At 66.7% G+C, this 17,678-nt stretch carries 16 protein-coding genes; 12 read left to right on the top strand and 4 right to left on the bottom strand.

Annotated elements, in window-relative coordinates; all coding sequences use genetic code 11:
• Both carB and greA read left to right on the top strand, forming a co-directional pair.
• On the top strand, nt 1–3,228 hold the full coding sequence (carB, locus tag ACVCMC_RS06190) for a carbamoyl-phosphate synthase large subunit (protein WP_395118144.1): 3,228 nt from the start codon (nt 1–3) through the stop codon (nt 3,226–3,228).
• The gene (gene greA / locus ACVCMC_RS06185; RefSeq protein ID WP_395118146.1) at nt 3,225–3,701 is read left to right on the top strand and encodes a transcription elongation factor GreA; all 477 of its coding nucleotides are present in this window, start codon (nt 3,225–3,227) and stop codon (nt 3,699–3,701) included. Before carB ends, greA begins: the two co-directional genes overlap by 4 nt.
• A 229-nt stretch (nt 3,702–3,930) precedes the next feature.
• Here greA and ykgO read toward each other — a convergent pair whose 3' ends face one another.
• The 4 genes from ykgO to ACVCMC_RS06165 form a co-directional block, all read right to left on the bottom strand.
• Nucleotides 3,931–4,056: a type B 50S ribosomal protein L36 gene (gene ykgO, locus ACVCMC_RS06180; RefSeq protein ID WP_007080705.1), complete on the bottom strand. Its 126-nt coding sequence runs from the start codon at nt 4,054–4,056 to the stop codon at nt 3,931–3,933.
• A gap of 62 nt (nt 4,057–4,118) precedes the next feature.
• Nucleotides 4,119–5,030, bottom strand: a complete 912-nt coding sequence (locus tag ACVCMC_RS06175; protein ID WP_447099054.1) for a LysR substrate-binding domain-containing protein — start codon at nt 5,028–5,030, stop codon at nt 4,119–4,121.
• 231 nt (nt 5,031–5,261) lie between these two features.
• On the bottom strand, nt 5,262–7,280 hold the full coding sequence (locus tag ACVCMC_RS06170; protein WP_447099053.1) for an oxidoreductase: 2,019 nt from the start codon (nt 7,278–7,280) through the stop codon (nt 5,262–5,264).
• Between the two features lie 81 nt (nt 7,281–7,361).
• Nucleotides 7,362–7,619 (bottom strand): acyl-CoA-binding protein, encoded by a 258-nt coding sequence (locus tag ACVCMC_RS06165; RefSeq protein ID WP_447099052.1) that lies wholly within the window; start codon nt 7,617–7,619, stop codon nt 7,362–7,364.
• A 104-nt stretch (nt 7,620–7,723) separates the two neighbouring features.
• On the opposite strand from ACVCMC_RS06165, the gene cmk reads away from it, so the two are divergent.
• The 10 genes from cmk (at nt 7,724) to ACVCMC_RS06115 (ending at nt 17,667) form a co-directional block, all read left to right on the top strand.
• Nucleotides 7,724–8,404 carry a (d)CMP kinase gene (gene cmk, locus ACVCMC_RS06160; RefSeq protein WP_395118154.1) on the top strand — a complete coding sequence of 227 codons (681 nt, stop codon included), beginning with the start codon at nt 7,724–7,726 and terminating at the stop codon, nt 8,402–8,404.
• 176 nt (nt 8,405–8,580) lie between these two features.
• Nucleotides 8,581–10,254 carry a 30S ribosomal protein S1 gene (gene rpsA / locus ACVCMC_RS06155; RefSeq protein WP_395118156.1) on the top strand — a complete coding sequence of 558 codons (1,674 nt, stop codon included), beginning with the start codon at nt 8,581–8,583 and terminating at the stop codon, nt 10,252–10,254.
• Nucleotides 10,255–10,326: 72 nt separating this feature from the next.
• On the top strand, nt 10,327–10,626 hold the full coding sequence (locus ACVCMC_RS06150) for an integration host factor subunit beta (protein ID WP_395118158.1): 300 nt from the start codon (nt 10,327–10,329) through the stop codon (nt 10,624–10,626).
• A gap of 121 nt (nt 10,627–10,747) precedes the next feature.
• Entirely contained in the window at nt 10,748–10,996 is a 249-nt protein-coding gene (locus ACVCMC_RS06145) for a DUF1049 domain-containing protein (RefSeq protein WP_447099051.1), read from the top strand.
• Nucleotides 10,993–12,165: a lipopolysaccharide assembly protein LapB gene (gene lapB / locus ACVCMC_RS06140; RefSeq protein WP_395118162.1), complete on the top strand. Its 1,173-nt coding sequence runs from the start codon at nt 10,993–10,995 to the stop codon at nt 12,163–12,165. Before ACVCMC_RS06145 ends, lapB begins: the two co-directional genes overlap by 4 nt.
• A gap of 7 nt (nt 12,166–12,172) precedes the next feature.
• On the top strand, nt 12,173–13,198 hold the full coding sequence (locus ACVCMC_RS06135) for an MraY family glycosyltransferase (protein WP_447099459.1): 1,026 nt from the start codon (nt 12,173–12,175) through the stop codon (nt 13,196–13,198).
• A complete protein-coding gene (locus ACVCMC_RS06130) occupies nt 13,185–15,083 on the top strand; it encodes a polysaccharide biosynthesis protein (protein ID WP_447099050.1) in 1,899 nt (632 codons plus the stop codon). The genes ACVCMC_RS06135 and ACVCMC_RS06130 overlap by 14 nt, the downstream gene beginning before the upstream one ends.
• Entirely contained in the window at nt 15,080–15,955 is an 876-nt protein-coding gene (gene galU / locus ACVCMC_RS06125) for a UTP--glucose-1-phosphate uridylyltransferase GalU (protein ID WP_395118166.1), read from the top strand. The genes ACVCMC_RS06130 and galU overlap by 4 nt, the downstream gene beginning before the upstream one ends.
• Nucleotides 15,956–16,033: 78 nt before the next feature.
• A complete protein-coding gene (locus ACVCMC_RS06120; RefSeq protein ID WP_447099049.1) occupies nt 16,034–17,323 on the top strand; it encodes an NAD(P)/FAD-dependent oxidoreductase in 1,290 nt (429 codons plus the stop codon).
• Nucleotides 17,320–17,667, top strand: a complete 348-nt coding sequence (locus tag ACVCMC_RS06115; RefSeq protein ID WP_395118170.1) for a tRNA-binding protein — start codon at nt 17,320–17,322, stop codon at nt 17,665–17,667. Before ACVCMC_RS06120 ends, ACVCMC_RS06115 begins: the two co-directional genes overlap by 4 nt.
• Nucleotides 17,668–17,678: the final 11 nt, after the last annotated feature.

The raw sequence follows: 17,678 nt of genomic DNA, 5'->3' as shown, positions 1-17,678 counted from the left end.
ATGCCCAAGCGCAATGACATCAAGAGCGTGCTTATCATCGGCGCCGGCCCGATCGTGATCGGCCAGGCCTGCGAGTTCGACTACTCCGGCGCGCAGGCCTGCAAGGCGCTGAAGGAAGAAGGCTTCCGCGTCATCCTGGTCAACTCCAATCCCGCCACGATCATGACCGATCCGGACACCGCCGACGCGGTGTACATCGAGCCGATCAACTGGCAGACGGTGGAACGCATCATCGCCAAGGAGCGCCCGGATGCGGTGCTGCCGACGATGGGTGGGCAGACCGCGCTCAATTGCGCGCTGGACCTTGCCGACCACGGCGTGCTGGAGAAGTACGACGTCGAGCTGATCGGCGCCCGGCGCGAAGCGATCCGCATGGCCGAGGACCGCGAGCTGTTCAAGCGGGCGATGACCGAGATCGGGCTGGACAGCCCCAAGTCGGACGTGGCCAAGAACTTCGAGCATGCAGTGGAGATCCAGGCCCGACTCGGTTTCCCGGTGATCATCCGGCCCAGCTTCACGCTGGGCGGCACCGGCGGCGGCATCGCCTACAACAAGGAAGAGTTCGAGACCATCGTCAAGCGTGGCCTCGACATGTCGCCCACCCACGAGGTGCTGATCGACGAATCCGTGCTGGGATGGAAGGAGTTCGAGATGGAAGTGGTCCGCGACACCGCGGACAACTGCATCATCATCTGCGCCATCGAGAACCTCGATCCGATGGGCGTGCACACCGGCGACTCGATCACCGTGGCACCGGCGCAGACGCTCACCGACAAGGAATACCAGCGCCTGCGCGATGCCTCCATCGCGGTGCTGCGCAAGATCGGCGTGGATACCGGCGGCTCCAACGTGCAGTTCGGCATCAACCCCGACGACGGTCGCGTGGTGGTGATCGAGATGAATCCGCGCGTGTCGCGCTCCTCGGCGCTGGCGTCGAAGGCCACCGGCTTCCCGATCGCCAAGGTCGCCGCCAAGCTGGCGGTGGGCTACACGCTGGACGAATTGAAGAACGACATCACCGGCGGTCGGACCCCGGCCTCGTTCGAGCCGTCGATCGACTACGTGGTTACCAAGATCCCGCGTTTCGCCTTCGAGAAGTTTCCCGCGGCCGATGCGCGCCTGACCACGCAGATGAAATCCGTCGGCGAGGTGATGGCGATCGGCCGTACCTTCCAGGAGTCGCTGCAGAAAGCCTTGCGCGGGCTGGAAATCGGCAAGACCGGCCTCAATCCCACCGGCCTGGACATCGGCACCGACGACGGTCTGGCGGTGCTCAAGCGGGAGCTGCGCGAGCCGCGTCCCGATCGCGTGTTCCACCTGGCCGATGCGTTCCGCGCCGGCCTGTCGCTGGAGGAGGTGTTCGAGCTAAGCCGGGTCGATCCCTGGTTCCTCGCCGCGTTCGAGGACATCGTGCTGGCCGAGACGGAGATCACCCGGCAAGGCATTACCGCGCTCGACGCCCCGCGTCTGCGTGAACTCAAGCGACTCGGCTTCGCCGACGCACGCATCGCCGAGCTGCTCGGTACCGACGAGGCCTCGGTGCGCCACCTGCGCCACACTCTGGGCGTGCGTCCGGTGTACAAGCGGGTGGATTCCTGTGCCGCCGAGTTTGTCACCGGCACCGCCTACATGTACTCGACCTACGAGGAAGAGTGCGAGGCGCTGCCCACCGATCGCGACAAGATCATCGTCCTCGGCGGCGGCCCGAACCGCATCGGGCAGGGCATCGAGTTCGACTATTGCTGCGTGCATGCGTCGCTCGCGCTGCGCGAGGACGGCTATGAAACCATCATGGTCAACTGCAATCCGGAAACCGTGTCGACCGACTACGACACTTCCGACCGGCTGTATTTCGAGCCGGTGACCCTGGAAGACGTGCTGGAAATCGTCCACCTCGAAAAGCCCAAGGGCGTGATCGTGCAGTACGGCGGGCAGACCCCGCTGAAGCTGGCGCGTGCGCTGGAAGCGGCCGGCGTGCCGATCATCGGCACCAGCCCCGACTCGATCGACCTGGCCGAGGATCGCGAGCGCTTCCAGCAGATGATCGAGAAGATCGGGCTGAAGCAGCCGCCGAACCGCACCGCGCGCAACGCCGACGAGGCGCTGGCGCTGGCCCGCGAGATCGGCTACCCGCTGGTGGTGCGCCCGAGCTACGTGCTTGGTGGCCGCGCGATGGAAGTCGTGCACGACGACGCCGACCTGTCGCGCTACATCCGCGACGCGGTGAAAGTGTCGAACGATTCGCCGGTGTTGCTGGACCGCTTCCTCGACCACGCGGTCGAAGTCGACGTGGACGTGATCGCCGATGCCGCTGGCACCGTGCTGATCGGCGGCATCATGGAGCACATCGAGGAGGCGGGCGTGCATTCGGGCGATTCGTCCTGCTCGCTGCCGCCGTATTCGCTGAGCGCCGATATCCAGGACGAGCTGCGCCGCCAGGTCAGCGCGATGGCGAAGGAGCTGAAGGTCGTCGGCCTGATGAACACCCAGTTCGCGATCCAGGGCGAGACGGTCTACATCCTGGAAGTGAACCCGCGCGCCTCGCGCACGGTGCCGTTCGTGTCCAAGGCTACCGGCGTGCCGCTGGCCAAGATTGCCGCGCGCGTGATGGCCGGGCGTTCGCTGGAGAGCATGAACGCGACACGCGAAGTGATCCCGTCGTACTTCTCGGTGAAGGAGGCGATCTTCCCGTTCCTGAAGTTCCAGAACGTCGATCCCATCCTGGGACCGGAGATGCGCTCCACCGGCGAGGTCATGGGCGTCGGGCGCAGCTTCGGCGCGGCGTTCGCGCGTGGCCACGAGGCCGCGGGCATCCGGCCGCCGTCGTTGGGCAAGGTGTTCCTGTCGGTGCGTGACGGCGACAAGGAGCTGCTGTTGCCGGTGGCCGCCGAAGTCATCGCGCGCGGGTTCAGCCTGGTGGCGACCGCCGGCACCGCCAGCTACCTGACCGCGCATGGCGTAAAGTGCGAGCGCATCAACAAGGTGATGGAAGGCCGGCCGCACATCGTCGACGCGATCAAGAACGGCGAAATCGTCTACATCGTCAACACCACCGAGGGGAAACAGGCGATCGCCGATTCCTTCTCGATCCGCCGCGAGGCGCTGCAGCACCGCGTCACCTACTCGACCACGGTGGCTGGTGCCCGCGCGCTGGTGCACTCGCTGGATTTCCGTGGCGGTGGTGAGGTCCACAGCCTGCAGGAACTGCATCAGGAGCTGAGCGCATGAGTCGTGCCCCGATCACCAAAACCGGTTCCGAACGCCTGCGCGCGGAACTGGAACGGCTGAAATCCATCGAGCGCCCGCGCATCATCGCGGCCATCGCGGAGGCTAGGGCGCACGGCGATCTCAAGGAGAACGCCGAGTACCACGCCGCGCGCGAACTGCAGAGCTTCACCGAGGGGCGCATCGCCCAGCTCGAAGGGTTGCTGTCGACCGCCGAAGTCATCGACGTGTCGCGGCTCAATGCGGGCAAGCGGGTGGTCTTCGGCGCGACCGTCGACCTGGAGGATGAGGACAGCGGCACCCCGGTGACCTACCAGATCGTCGGCGACCTGGAGGCGGACATCAAGCAGAACCTGATTGCCGTCTCCTCGCCGATCGCCCGCGCCCTGATCGGCAAGAGCGCCGGCGACAGCTTCGAGTTCACCGCGCCCAACGGCGTCAAACACTACGAAATCATCGACGTCCACTACGACTGAGGGGTTGGAAAGACTCAGCCTCGACGCCAAGGGCGGGGATGGTCGCGTGCCGGCCTGCTTTCGTCATTCGCGCGAACACGGAATCCATCTTGCGGTCCGCCCGGGATCAGGACGGCTTTCGCATGACCGCCCCTTCAGCCGTCGTGAAGCACCTCGCAGGCCCGATTCCACACGCGCACAAAAAAAGGCCGCATGAGCGGCCTTTTTTTGCCGGCACGTGCGCGACTACTCAGCGCTGGCGAGCCTTGAAACGGGGGTTGCTCTTGCAGATCACGAACACCTTGCCGCGACGACGCACGATCTTGCAATCGCGGTGCCGCGCCTTGGCGGACTTCAGAGAATTAAGCACCTTCACGGCAGGCTCCTGACACCAAATGAAAAACTCAAGCTCGCAAGTATAACGAGGCTCGCGGCAGCTCACAAGCCTGGCGCGACAGCCACTTCCGTGACGGTGGCCAGGAACTGTTGCAGCGCCGGTGAGGGGTCGTTGGCCCGGCAGGCCACGGCCAGCAGCAGAAAGGCGTTCGGGTCCTCCAGCGGCACATAGGCAACACCGGGCAGCCGCACCGTCCGCAGGCTGGACGGCACCAGCGCCAGTCCCAATCCGGCGGCGACCAGCGCCAGCAAGCCGTTGATCTGCTGGGCGTGCTGGACGATGGCGGGCTGGAACCCGGCGTGTTGCGCCAGCGTCACCAGGCGGTCATACAGCGTCGCGGCGAGCGCACGTGGCTGCGACACGAAGGCATCACTGGCAACCTCGGCAAGGTCGACGCTGCTGCGTCCGGCCAGCCGGTGCCCCGCCGGCATGGCAAGCAACAGCGGCTCGCGGTCGATCACGCTGAGTCTCAGGTTGCGCGCGTCCTGCAGGTGCGCCGGCTCGCCACGGACGAAGCCGGCGTCGATCTCGCCGCCCAGCAGCGCGGCGAATTGCGGCTCGGTGTACATCTCGTCGAGTTTCAGTCCCACCTTGGGCGCCACTTGTCCGTAACGGAGCAGGATTCGCGGCAGTGCCGGGTGGAACGATGCCGACACGGTGTAGGCCAGGCGCAGGTGGCCGCTGTGGCCGGCGGCAGCGGCGACGACCTGGCTGCGCGCCTCGTCTGCCTTGGCAAGGAGGTGCCTGGCCTGTTCGAGAAATACCCGGCCCGGTTCCGTCAGCGAGACATGGCGTTTGCTCCGCTCCAGCAGGCGCACGCCCAGATCCTGCTCCAGTGACTTGATCTGCTGCGACAGGGGCGGCTGCGAAAGATGCAGGCGCAAGGCGGCCCGCGTGAAGCTCAGCTCCTCGGCGACGGCCACGAAGTAGCGCAACTGGCGGAAATCAAACATATAGCAAAGTCGAATAAAAACGAGCGTAAATATATATTGGATACTTTATTCGGTCGATCATAAAATCACCGCGTCGCCCCACTATCCCCTCCCCCAGTGGCGGTGGCCCTCGCCCCGCAGCGACGCTGAATACGACATCTGGTTCAACTCCCCCCCTGAACCCATGTCGATGCGTCGCACCATGCGGGGCGCTTTCTTTTGCGGTGCCGCGCTGGCGTCGTCGCGGCCCGTTCAGAGTCGCGCCGCCAGCGCCGTGCCCTGCGCGATGGCGCGTTTGGCATCGAGCTCCGCGGCCACGTCGGCCCCGCCGATCACGTGCACGCTCATGCCCGCGGCGATGAGGGCATCGGCCAGTCGACGATCTGGCTCCTGGCCGGCGCAGACGACCACGTTGTCGACCGGCAGGACCTGCGGCTTGCCGTCGAGCGTGATGTGCAATCCGCGGTCGTCGAAGCGCTCGTAGCCGACCTTGCCCAGCATGGTCACCTGCTTGGCCTTCAAGGTGGCGCGATGCACCCAGCCGGTGGTCTTGTTGAGTCGGGCGCCGGGGCGTCCTTCGCTGCGCTGCAGCAGCCAGACCTGTCGCGCTGGCGCCTCCGGTCGCGCGTCCAGCAGGCCGCTGCGAGCGTGCAGCGCCATGTCCACGCCCCATTCGCGCGTCCAGCGGGCGACGTCGGTGGTGGGCGAGGGCGCGCGTTCGACGAGAAACTCGGCCACGTCGAACCCGATCCCGCCAGCGCCGATGATGGCCACTCTTGCGCCTACGGGTCGGTCCCGCGCCAGCACGTCGAGATAGCCCAGCACGCGCGGGTCGTCGCTGCCGGGGAAATCGACCTGGCGCGGGGTGACGCCGGTGGCAACGACCACCTCGTTGTAGCCGCCATCGCGCAGCATGGCAACGTCGGCGTTCTCGCGCAGACGCAGCTCGACGCCGGTATCGCGCAGCTGGTGGCCGAAGTAGCGCAGGGTTTCGTGGAACTCTTCCTTGCCCGGGATCCGCTTGGCGACGTTGAACTGCCCGCCGATCTCGTCGGCGCGGTCGATCAGGGTCACCCGGTGGCCGCGCTCGCCCAGCGTGCTGGCGCAAGCCATGCCGGCGGGGCCGGCGCCGATCACCGCGATGCGCTTGGGCACACGGGTCGGCTCGATCTTCAACTCTGTTTCGTGGCAGGCGCGCGGGTTGACCAGACAGCTGGCGCGCTTGTTCTGGAACACGTGGTCCAGGCAGGCCTGGTTGCACGCGATGCAGGTGTTGATGCGCTCGCTGCGGCCGGCCCTGGCCTTGTTCACCCACGCCGGGTCGGCCAGCAGCGGGCGCGCCATCGAGACCATGTCGGCGTCGCCATCGGCAAGGATGCGTTCGGCCACCTCCGGCATGTTGATGCGATTGGTGGCCACCAGCGGGATCGAGACCTCGCCCATCAGACGGCGCGTGACCCAGGCGAAACCGGCGCGGGGCACGCTGGTGACGATGGTCGGCACGCGCGCCTCATGCCAGCCGATGCCGGTGTTGATGATGCTGGCGCCGGCGGTCTCGACGGCCTTGGCCAGGGCCGCGATCTCGTCCCAGTTCTGGCCGTCGTCGACCAGGTCCAGCATCGACAGGCGATAGATGATGATGAAGTCGCGGCCGACGGCCTCGCGTGTGCGCCGCACGACCTCCACCGGAAAGCGCATGCGTCGCTGCGCATCGCCGCCCCATGCATCGTCGCGCCGGTTGGTGCGCGCGGCGATGAATTCGTTGATCAGGTAACCCTCCGATCCCATCACCTCGACGCCGTCGTAGCCCGCTTCCCGGGCCAGTTGCGCGCAGCGGACGAAGTCGCCGATGGTGCGCTCGACGCCGCGTGGCGACAGCGCGCGCGGCGTGAAGGGCGTGATCGGCGACTTGATCCGCGACGGCGCCACGGACAGCGGGTGATAGCCGTAGCGCCCGGCGTGCAGGATCTGCATGCAGATTCGGCCGCCTTCGGCATGGACGGCGGCGGTGAGCTTGCGGTGGCGCGGCTTGTGCCAGGGCATCGTGAGCCGACCGCCGAAGGGCTTCAGCCAGCCCTCGATGCTGGGCGAGATGCCGCCGGTGACCATCAGTCCCACGCCGCCGCGGGCGCGTTCGGCGAAATAGGCGGCCAGTTTGTCGTAGTCGCGGGCGCGATCTTCCAGCCCGGTGTGCATCGAACCCATCAGGATGCGGTTGGCCAAAGTGACGTGGCCCAGATCCAGCGGGGCGAACAGCTTGGGATAGTTCATGCGATCCACGCGGCTTCAAACGATCGTATGAATGTGCCGGCAATGGGCCTGCAAAAGCAAGCGGGGCGGGAGACGGAGCTGTCAGGCCAGCAGTTGCTGCACCAGGGCGATGTAGCGGCGCATGGCTTCCTCGACAGGAACGCCGTTCAACTGCGCCCAGGCTTCGTGCTTGGCAGTGCCCACGAAATCGAAAAAGCCCGGCAGGGTCCGCTTGAGGTCGCCCTCGGTGCCCTGCTTGTACAGGGCGTAGAGCTTGAGCAGGGTGTCGTTGTCCGGCCGTTTGGCCAGGCCTTTGACATCTTCGGCAGCTTGCTCGAACTCTCGACGCAGATCGTTCATGGGGCAATGGACCTGCGGCGGGCGGGAAACGGGATGGATAGCACGCGTTCGGAAGTGGGTCAACGCGTTAGACTGCGCGCTCTCCACGCCGCCAGGATGCTTCGATGAGCCATGCCGCCGCCGTTCCCGTGCTTGCCATCGACGGGCCGTCCGGGTCGGGCAAGGGCACGATCAGTGCGCTGGTGGCAGAGCGGCTGGGCTGGCGCCTGCTGGATTCCGGGGCGTTGTATCGCGCGGTGGGCTACGCCGCCGGCATGGCCGGGCTGGACCTGTCCGATGCCGATGCGATGGCCCGCTGCGCCCAGACGACGAAGATCCAGTTTCGCGCCGCCGAGACGGGAGGCGGGGCGCGGGTGATCGTCAACGGTCACGATGCCACCGACGAGTTGCGCACGGAAACGGCCGGTGCCGCGGCGTCGGCGATCGCCTCCATGCCCAGCGTGCGCGAGGCCCTGGTGGCGCTGCAGTTGGGCTTTCGCAAGGCGCCCGGGCTGGTGGCGGACGGGCGCGACATGGGCACGGTGATCTTCCCGGATGCCGCGTTCAAGGTTTTCCTCACCGCGAGCGCCGCCGAGCGGGCGAAAAGACGCTATAAGCAGTTGAAGGAAAAGGGGCTCAGCGTTACACTTGCCGGCCTTCAGCGCGAAATTGAGGCGCGTGACAGCCGCGATGCATCGCGTGCGGTCGCGCCACTCAAGCCCGCCGATGATGCGGTGCTGGTGGACACCACCGGCATGGCCATCGACGAGGTCGTGGCGAAAGTACTTGCCGTCGTGCAGTCCTGAGCGGATTGCGCGGCGGCTTTTGTGCCCCTGCCGCGGCAGGGGGTTTTGAACCACGGTGACAACGTTCGGCCCCGCAGGGCCGTCGCGGCCACCCCCAACCGGTGGACCGGGAAGTTCGTGCGCAACAACCAACCCAGCGCAGCGGACCCAAGGTCTTTTCCCACTATGGAATCAACATGACTGAAAGTTTTGCCGAACTGTTTGAACAGAGCCAGCAGGCCATCTCCAAGCTGAAGCCCGGCGCCATCGTCACCGGCATCGTCGTGGAAATCCGCAACGACGTCGTCGTGATCAATGCAGGCCTGAAGAGCGAAGGCATCGTCCCGATCGAGCAGTTCAAGAACGAGGAAGGTGTGCTGGAGGTGCAGGTTGGCGACGAGGTGAAGGTAGCCCTCGAAGCCCTGGAAGACGGTTTCGGCGAGACCAAGCTGTCGCGCGAGAAGGCCAAGCGCTCGATGGTGTGGGACGACCTGGAGCAGGCGTTCGACAAGGAAGAGACCATCGTCGGCATGATTTCCGGCAAGGTCAAGGGCGGTTTCACCGTCGACATCAAGGATGTCCGCGCGTTCCTGCCCGGTTCGCTGGTCGACGTGCGCCCGGTGCGCGAGCCGACCTACCTCGAGGGCAAGGAACTCGAGTTCAAGATCATCAAGCTGGATCGCAAGCGCAACAACGTGGTGGTCAGCCGCCGCGCCGTCGTCGAGACCGAGTTCTCCGAGGAGCGCGAGAAGCTGCTGGAACGCCTGGTGGAAGGCGCCGTCGTCAAGGGTGTGGTGAAGAACCTCACCGATTACGGCGCGTTCGTGGACCTGGGCGGCATCGACGGCCTGTTGCACATCACCGACATGGCGTGGAAGCGCGTGCGCCATCCGTCCGAGGTGGTCAACGTCGGCGACGAGCTCGACGTGCGCGTGCTGAAGTACGACAAGGAGCGCAACCGCGTGTCGCTGGGCCTGAAGCAGCTGGGCGACGACCCGTGGGTGAACATCTCGCGTCGCTACCCGGTCGGCAGCCGCATCTTCGGCAAGGTCTCCAACGTCACCGATTACGGCTGCTTCGTCGAGATCGAGCCGGGTGTGGAAGGCCTGGTGCACGTGTCCGAGATGGACTGGACCAACAAGAACGTCAACCCGGCCAAGGTGGTGCAGGTCGGCGACGAGACCGAAGTGACCGTGCTGGACGTGGATGAAGAGCGTCGCCGCATCTCGCTGGGCATCAAGCAGACCCGTTCGAACCCGTGGGAAGCCTTCGCCGCCATGCACAAGAAGGGCGACAAGGTCTCCGGCCAGATCAAGTCGATCACCGACTTCGGCGTGTTCATCGGCCTGGAAGGCGGCATCGACGGCCTGGTGCATCTGTCCGACATCTCGTGGCAGGTATCCGGCGAAGATCTCGTGCGCGACTTCAAGAAGGGCGAGGAGATCGAGGCGGTGGTGCTGGCCGTCGACCCGGAGCGCGAGCGCATCAGCCTCGGGATCAAGCAGATGGAGCAGGATCCGTTCGGCCAGTTCATGGCGGCCAACCCGCGTGGCACGATCGTCAACGGCACGGTCAAGGAAGTCGACGCCAAGGGTGCCGTGATCGACCTGGGCGAGGGCGTGGAGGGTTACCTGCGCGCCAACGACATCGCCAAGGAGCGCATCGACGACGCTACCCAGCACCTGAAGGTGGGCGACAAGGTCGAGGCCAAGTTCACCGGCATGGATCGCAAGGGTCGCCAGCTGGCGCTCTCGATTCGCGCCAAGGACGAGGAAGACGCCCCCGAAGCCGCGGTCGACTACTCTTCGGCCGCCAGTGGCACGACCAAGCTCGGCGCGTTGTTGAAGGAACAGTTCAACAAGGCCGACTGATCTCTCGTTGCAGGCACGACGCGGGGCGGCACGTCGCCGCCCCGCTGTTTCACGTCACGGACATTGGGGCCCATGACCAAATCCGAATTGATCGAAGCGCTGGCCAGGCGCCAGACCCACCTCGCGTTCGCCGACGTCGAGATGGCCGTCAAGAGCGTCATCGAACAGATGAGCCTGGCGCTGGCCCAGGGCGAACGCATCGAGGTGCGCGGCTTCGGCAGCTTTGCGTTGCACTACCGGCCGCCGCGGATGGGGCGCAACCCCAAGACCGGCGAAGCCGTGGCCCTGCCAGGCAAGCACGTTCCCCATTTCAAGCCGGGCAAGGAATTGCGCGAGCGCGTCAATCTTGACCTGGAGAACAGTGCCGGTTGAGTCCATCGACCGGAGAATGCGAGGCAGGCGGCGCGAGCCGGTCCTGCCTTCTTTTTGCCTGCAGGACGGCTGGCGGCGGCAGCGCCTGTGCCCGACTGCGCCAATCGGGTAAAGTTCGAGCATGCGATTGCTTGCCCTCATCATTCTGGCCGTTTTCGTCGCCGCCGGCATCGTGCTGGGCGCGCTGAATGCGGAAATGGTCGGCTACGACTTCGGCTTTGCCCAACTGCAGTTGCCCAAGGGAGCCGCGCTGCTGGGCGCCCTGGTGGTGGGCTGGTTGCTGGGCGGGGTGACCGCGTGGCTCGGTGTGCGGCCACGGCGTTCGCGACGCACTACGGGCGCGGACAGGAAGCCGCCGGCCAAGCCATGAATCCCCTGTATGTGCTGGCCGCACTGCTCCCCGTCGCCTTCGTGCTGGGTTGGTGGGCTTCGCGCCTGGTGGTTGCGCGGCGGGCCGGCGTCGACGTCAGCACCTTGTCGTCGGATTATTTCCGCGGCCTGAACTACCTGCTCAACGAGGAGCAGGACAAGGCCATCGAAGTCTTCCTGAAACTCGCCGAATACAACCGCGACACGGTGGAGACGCACCTCGCCCTGGGCAACCTGTTTCGCCGTCGCGGCGAGGTGGATCGGGCGATCCGGCTGCACCAGCACCTGGTCTCGCGACCGGGCCTGTCCGACGCAATGAAGACCGTGGCCCTGCTGGAGCTCGGCGAGGACTACATGCGCTCGGGCCTGCTCGATCGTGCCGAGGCCTTGTTCGCCGACCTGGTGGCGATGAACTCGCACGCGCCCTCGGCGCTGCGCCATCTGATCTCGATCTACCAGCACGAGCGCGACTGGCACAAGGCGATCGAGCACGCGCGGCGGCTGGAGGTGATGACCGGCGACGACGAGGCGCCGATGATCGCCCAGTTCTACTGTGAGCTCGCCGAGCGCGCGCGTCAGCATGGCGCCCGTGCCGAGGCGCGGGAATACCTGCGCCAGGCGTTCGAATGCCAGCCCGATTGCGTGCGCGCCTTCATGCTCACCGGACGCCTGCATGCCGAGGACGGGCAGCATGCCGAGGCCATCGACGCGCTGGAGGCGGCGATCAGGGCCGACAGCGCCTTCACTCCCGACATCCTGCCGCCGCTGCTCAACAGCTATGCCCGCGTGCGGCAGATGGACCGCGCCGAGACCTTCCTGCGCACCCTGATGGCGCGCTATCACGGCGTTTCGCCGATCCTGGCGCTGACCAACCTGTATCGCCAGCGCGACGGCGAGCGCGTGGCGGTCGACTTTCTCACCGCGCAGTTGCGCCAGCGGCCGTCGGTGCGCGGGCTGATGACCCTGCTCGACGCCACGATGGACAAGATCGAAGGCGAGGCGCGCGAGAATTTCCTGATCCTGCGCGATCTCACCCGCAAGCTGCTCGAAGGGCAGGCGATGTACCGCTGCAACCGTTGCGGGTTCGGGGCCAAGGCGCACCACTGGCAGTGCCCCAGTTGCAAGAGCTGGAGCACGATCCGGCCGATCCACGGGGTGGCCGGCGAGTGACATGGCCATGCTGATGACCATCGGATGGTTGCTGGCAGCCTTCCTGGTTACCGCACTGCTGGTACGCGCCGCGGTCGGTTACGCGCATCGGCGCGGCATGCTCGACCTGCCCGGACAACGCCGCTCGCATCAGGTGCCGACCCCGCGCGGCGGCGGCATCGGCATCGTCGTCGCCATGCTGGTGTGCCTGCCCGGCGTCGCCTGGAGTCTGCACGCGGCGGTTCCCGCGCCCGGGCTGCTCGGGTTGTCGTGCGTGGCCTTGCTGCTGGTGGCGCTGGCGGGCTGGTGGGACGACCATCATCCGCTTCCGGCCTGGCCGCGACTGGCCGTGCAATTGGTTGCCTGCGCCTTGCTGTGCGTCGGGCTGCAGGCCTGGTCGCCGGCCTGGTGGTGGTTGCCGTTGTTGCTGGTCGGCGGCGCGTGGAGCATCAACCTGCACAACTTCATGGATGGCATCGACGGTTTGCTGGCGCAGCAGGCGGCTTTCGTGGGCGGCGGCCTGGCCGTGCTGGCGTGGGCAGCGAACCTGCCTGCGCTGGCGCTGGCCGCGGCCTGTCTGGCGGCGTCGGCGCTGGCGTTCGGGTGGTTCAACTGGCCGCCGGCGCGGATCTTCCTGGGGGACGTGGGCAGCGGCAGCGTGGGCCTGCTGGTGTTCGCATTCAGTGCGATGCTGTGGCGGGCGAATCCGGCGTGGCTGTGGCCGGCGTTGATCCTGTCGTCGGCGTTCGTGGTGGATGCCAGCCTGACCCTGTTGACGCGGATGTGGCGGGGGCGTCGCTGGTACAGCGCCCACCGTGAACACCTGTATCAATGGCTGGCGCGCCGCGCCGGCAGCCATGCATCGGTGGATGCGGCCTACCTTGGCTGGAACCTGCTGGTAGCGGCCCCGATGACCTGGTTGGCCTGGAGTCATCTGCACGCCGCCTTGGCGATTACCATGGTCGTTTATGCAGGGGCAGCGATCATGTGGTTGTATCTGAAACGTCGCCTGGTGCGGCGCCACCCGAGCAAGGGCCTCCATGTCACTGCGTAAGCTTGTCGGCTTCATTCACCCGCGGGTAGCGGTCGTCGTCCACGATCTGCTGATGGCGGCGCTGGCCTGGTGGATCGCCAAGTGGCTGCGCTACACGCTGCGCCCGGACGAGGTGTTCGGTTTCCAGCTGCTCGAGTTCCCGATTGTGCTGCTGGTGCAGGGGCTGATCTTCCGCTGGACCGGGCTGTACAAGAGCGTCTGGCGCTTCGCCAGCCTGCCGGATCTGGTGAACATCGTGCGTGCCGCGGTCATCGGCACGCTGGCGATCGGACTGTGCCTGTTTCTGTATGACCGCCTGCTGGGCGTACCGCGCTCGGTGTTCGTGTTGTATCCGGGACTGCTCGCCGTGTTGCTGGGCGGTCCCCGGCTGGCCTATCGCTACTGGAAGGACAGCCGCGCCGATCTGTTCAAGGGGAGCGACGCCAAACGGGTGCTGATCGTGGGCGCCGACCGCGCCGGCGAAGTGCTGTCGCGCGATCTTCGCCGCGACAACCGCTATGCGGTGGTCGGCTTTGTCGACGACGCGCCCAGCCTGCGTGGCGCCAGCATCAACGGTCGCCCGGTGCTGGGCCGGCTCGACGAGCTGCCCGAGCTGGTGCGCAGCGCGGCCGCCGACATGCTGCTGATCGCCATGCCCGGGGCCACGACGGCCGAGATGCGGCGCGTGGTGGCCCTGTGCGACAGCACCGATCTGCCCTACCGCACGGTGCCGCGCATCGAGGACATCGTGGCGGGCCGTGCCCAGCTGAACCAGATCAAGGAGGTGGCGATCGAGGATTTGCTCGGCCGCGACACGGTGGAACTGGACTGGACCGCGATCCGCGAGACCCTGAGCGGGCGGCGCGTGCTGATCACCGGTGGTGGTGGTTCGATCGGCTCGGAACTGTGCCGGCAGGTGGCGCGGCTCGGTGCACAGGCGCTGACCGTGGTGGAGGTGAGCGAGTACAACCTCTACCGGATTACCCAGGAGCTGCGCAACCATTTCCCGGAGCTGATCCTCGACGGCATCCTGGCCAATTGCTGCGACCAGGTGGCGATGCGCAAGGTGTTTGCGGAGGCGCAGCCGCAGGTGGTATTCCACGCCGCGGCGTACAAGCACGTGCCGATGCTGCAAGGCCAGCTGCGCGCCGCGTTCTGCAACAACGCGCTGGGTACCCGCACGGTGGCCGACGCGGCCTGTTCGGTCGGGGTGGCGTGTTTCGTGCTGATCTCCACCGACAAGGCGGTCAACCCCACCAGCGTGATGGGTGCCTGCAAGCGCGTGGCGGAAATCTACTGCCAGAACCTCGACGCGCAGACCGATACCCGCTTCATGACCGTGCGTTTCGGCAACGTGCTGGATTCGGCCGGCTCGGTGGTGCCGCTGTTCCGCCGGCAGATCCGCGACGGCGGCCCGGTCACCGTGACGCACCCGGAAATCTCGCGCTACTTCATGACCATTCCCGAGGCCTGCCAGCTGATCCTGCAGACCGCCAGCATTGGCAAGGGCGGCGAGATCTTCGCGCTCGACATGGGCGAGCCGGTGAAGATCCGCGACCTGGCCGAGCAGATGATCCGCCTCGCCGGCAAGAAGCCGGGCAGCGAGATCCCGATCGTCTACACCGGCCTGCGCGCGGGCGAGAAACTGTTCGAGGAGCTGTTCCATCCGCTGGAGAACTACAGCGCCACCACGCATGCCAAGATTTTCCTGGCGCAGCATCGCGAGGTGTCGTGGGAGTTGCTGCAGGCCCTGCTGCACAAGGCCGCCGAGGCGGCCGACATTTTCAATGAGGAAGAACTTCGCCGCTGCGTGTCCAGCCTGTTGCCCTCGTTCCGCTGGAGCGAAGCGGCGCAGCCTGACAACGTGGTGTCGATCCGCCGTGCCAACCCGGAGATCAATGAGTGAGCAAGCCCCTGCGCAAAGTGGTGTTTCCCGTAGCCGGACTCGGCACGCGCTTCCTGCCGGCGACCAAGGTGGTCGCCAAGGAAATGCTGCCGGTGCTCGACAAGCCGCTGATCCAGTACGCCGTCGACGAAGCGGTGGATGCAGGTGCCGACACCCTGGTGTTCGTCACCAACCGCTACAAGCACGCGATCGCCGACTACTTCGACAAGGCCTACGAGCTGGAATCGAAGCTGCACGAGAAGGGCAAGGCCGAGCTGCTGGCGCTGGTGCAAGGCACCTTGCCGCGGCACGTGCGGGCGATCTTCGTGACCCAGCCCGAGGCGCTCGGCCTGGGCCATGCCGTGCTGTGCGCCAAGCCGGTGGTCGGCGACGAGCCGTTCGGCGTGATCCTGCCTGACGACCTGATCTGGAACGGCGCCGGCAAGGGCGCGCTGCGGCAGATGGCGGAGCTCGCCGAGGCGCAGCAGGCCGGCGTGATCGCGGTGGAGGAAGTGCCGCACACCGACACTGACAAGTACGGCATCGTCGATGCCACACCGGTCGACGATCGCAGCGCCCTGATCCGCCACATGGTCGAGAAGCCCAAGCCGGCCAACGCACCGTCGAACCTGGCCGTGGTCGGCCGCTACGTGTTGCCTGGCCGCATCTTCCAGCTGCTGGAGCAGACCACGCCCGGTGCCGGCGGCGAGATCCAGCTTACTGACGCGATCGACGCGCTGCTGAAAGAGCAAGGCAAGGTGCTGGCCTACCGCTTCGAAGGCACCCGTTTCGATTGCGGCAACAAGGCCGGCCTGGTGCGCGCCACCATGCACATGGCGATGCAGGACCCGAAACTCGCGCTCACTGTGCGAGAGTTCCTCGGCCAGCTTTGAACCACGGCTGCCACGACGTCCTGGCATGAAGGATATGCTTGCCCGGTCACGGACACTGGTGCCGCCTGTCGCTGCAGCATGAAATCCCCCTCGCCCACGTCCTACTACCGCGCCACTGCCACGCCGTACCCGGCCTGGGAGCCGCTTCAGGGCAGCACGCACGCACGTGTTGCCGTGATCGGCGGCGGCTTTGCCGGCTTGAACACCGCGCTGGGCCTGGCCGAGCGCGGCGTGCGCGACGTGGTCCTGCTGGAACGTGAGCAGGTCGGGTTCGGCGCCTCCGGTCGCAATGGCGGTTTCGTCTTCGCCGGCTATTCGCTGGGCGAGCAGGCGCTGCTCGACCAGTTGGGCGAAGCGCGTGCGCAGGCCCTGTTCCAGCTGACCATCGCGGCGGTCGGGCGCATCCGACGACGTGTCGCCGACTACGCCATCCCCTGCGACGCGGTCGACGAAGGCGTGATCTGGGCCAACTGGTTCCGTGACCCCGCGGTGCTGCGCCGGCGCCAGCAACTGCTGGCCGAACACTACGACGTGAACTGGCAGTGGTTGCCCGAAGCGGAGTTGCGCGCACGCATCCGCAGCGAGCGTTATCACGACGGCCTGTACGAGCGTGATGCGCTGCACCTGCACCCGCTCAACTACGCGATCGGCTTGGCCGCGGCGGCGGCCGGGCAGGGTGTGCGCATCCACGAGCACAGCGGCGTGCGCCGCCTCGCGCGCGAAGGCCGGCAGTGGCGCCTGCGCACGGCGCAAGGTGAGCTGCTGGCCGATGAGGTCGTGCTGGCCTGCGGCGGCTACCTGGCCGGCCTGCAGAAGCCGATCGACCGGGCGATCCTGCCGATCGCCACCTACGTCATGGTGACCGAACCGCTCGGCGATCGACTGGACGAGTGCCTGCACACCCGCGCGGCGATCTACGACAGCCGCTTCGCGTTCGACTATTACCGCGCGCTGCCGGATACGCGACTGCTGTGGGGTGGGCGCATCTCGGTGCTCAACCGCTCGCCGCGCGGCGTGCAGCGCCTGCTGACGCGGGACCTGCTGCGGGTGTTCCCGCAACTGGCCGGCGTGCGGATCGAGCACGCCTGGTCGGGCCTGATGAGCTACGCACGGCACCAGATGCCGCAGATCGGCGGCAGCGGCGACGGCCTGTGGTGGGCGCAGGCGTTCGGCGGCCACGGCCTGGCCCCGACCTGCGCGGCCGGTGAACTGCTGGCGGCGGCGATCGCCGAGGGCGACGATGGCTGGAAACGTTTTGCCGACTATGGCCTGGGCAGCACGCACCGTCCGTTCGGTTATCTGGCGGCGCAAGCCAGCTACTGGTGGCAGCAGAGCCGCGATTGTCTGAAGACGAGGCTGGAAGGATGAGTGCAGCGAATTGCCCCGAAATCAGCTGGGCCGATTTCGAGAAAGTGCTGGTCGTCGCCGGCACGGTGATCCGGGTCGAACCGTTTCCCGAAGCGCGCAAGCCGGCGTGGAAAGTGTGGGTGGATTTCGGCCCCTACGGCGAGAAGAAGACCAGCGCGCAGATCGCCGCGTTGTACCAGGCCGACGACCTGCTCGGCCGACAGGTCGTGGGTGTGATCAACTTCCCCGAAAAGCAGATCGGCCCGTTCCGCTCGCAATTCCTGCTCACCGGCTTTCCCACCGACGAGGGCGTGGTGCTCACCGCGGTCGAACGCCCGGTGCCGAACGGTACGCGGCTGGCCTGAGCGAGCCGCGC

Source organism: Rhodanobacter sp. UC4452_H20 (assembly GCF_052978205.1).
The sequence above is the reverse complement of the archived record's forward strand: the minus strand, read 5'-3'. Positions and strand labels throughout refer to the sequence as shown.

What these genes read in the sequence shown, in the direction of transcription:
- cmk (WP_395118154.1), top strand. Translation starts at nt 7,724, where the DNA reads ATGAGCCATGCCGCCGCCGTTCCCGTGCTTGCCATCGACGGGCCGTCC.
- ACVCMC_RS06130 (WP_447099050.1), top strand. Translation starts at nt 13,185, where the DNA reads ATGTCACTGCGTAAGCTTGTCGGCTTCATTCACCCGCGGGTAGCGGTC.
- ACVCMC_RS06135 (WP_447099459.1), top strand. Translation starts at nt 12,173, where the DNA reads ATGCTGATGACCATCGGATGGTTGCTGGCAGCCTTCCTGGTTACCGCA.
- ACVCMC_RS06120 (WP_447099049.1), top strand. Translation starts at nt 16,034, where the DNA reads ATGAAATCCCCCTCGCCCACGTCCTACTACCGCGCCACTGCCACGCCG.
- ACVCMC_RS06170 (WP_447099053.1), bottom strand. Translation starts at nt 7,280, where the DNA reads ATGAACTATCCCAAGCTGTTCGCCCCGCTGGATCTGGGCCACGTCACT.
- ACVCMC_RS06175 (WP_447099054.1), bottom strand. Translation starts at nt 5,030, where the DNA reads ATGTTTGATTTCCGCCAGTTGCGCTACTTCGTGGCCGTCGCCGAGGAG.
- ACVCMC_RS06165 (WP_447099052.1), bottom strand. Translation starts at nt 7,619, where the DNA reads ATGAACGATCTGCGTCGAGAGTTCGAGCAAGCTGCCGAAGATGTCAAA.
- ACVCMC_RS06145 (WP_447099051.1), top strand. Translation starts at nt 10,748, where the DNA reads ATGCGATTGCTTGCCCTCATCATTCTGGCCGTTTTCGTCGCCGCCGGC.
- carB (WP_395118144.1), top strand. Translation starts at nt 1, where the DNA reads ATGCCCAAGCGCAATGACATCAAGAGCGTGCTTATCATCGGCGCCGGC.
- greA (WP_395118146.1), top strand. Translation starts at nt 3,225, where the DNA reads ATGAGTCGTGCCCCGATCACCAAAACCGGTTCCGAACGCCTGCGCGCG.
- ACVCMC_RS06115 (WP_395118170.1), top strand. Translation starts at nt 17,320, where the DNA reads ATGAGTGCAGCGAATTGCCCCGAAATCAGCTGGGCCGATTTCGAGAAA.
- lapB (WP_395118162.1), top strand. Translation starts at nt 10,993, where the DNA reads ATGAATCCCCTGTATGTGCTGGCCGCACTGCTCCCCGTCGCCTTCGTG.
- rpsA (WP_395118156.1), top strand. Translation starts at nt 8,581, where the DNA reads ATGACTGAAAGTTTTGCCGAACTGTTTGAACAGAGCCAGCAGGCCATC.
- ACVCMC_RS06150 (WP_395118158.1), top strand. Translation starts at nt 10,327, where the DNA reads ATGACCAAATCCGAATTGATCGAAGCGCTGGCCAGGCGCCAGACCCAC.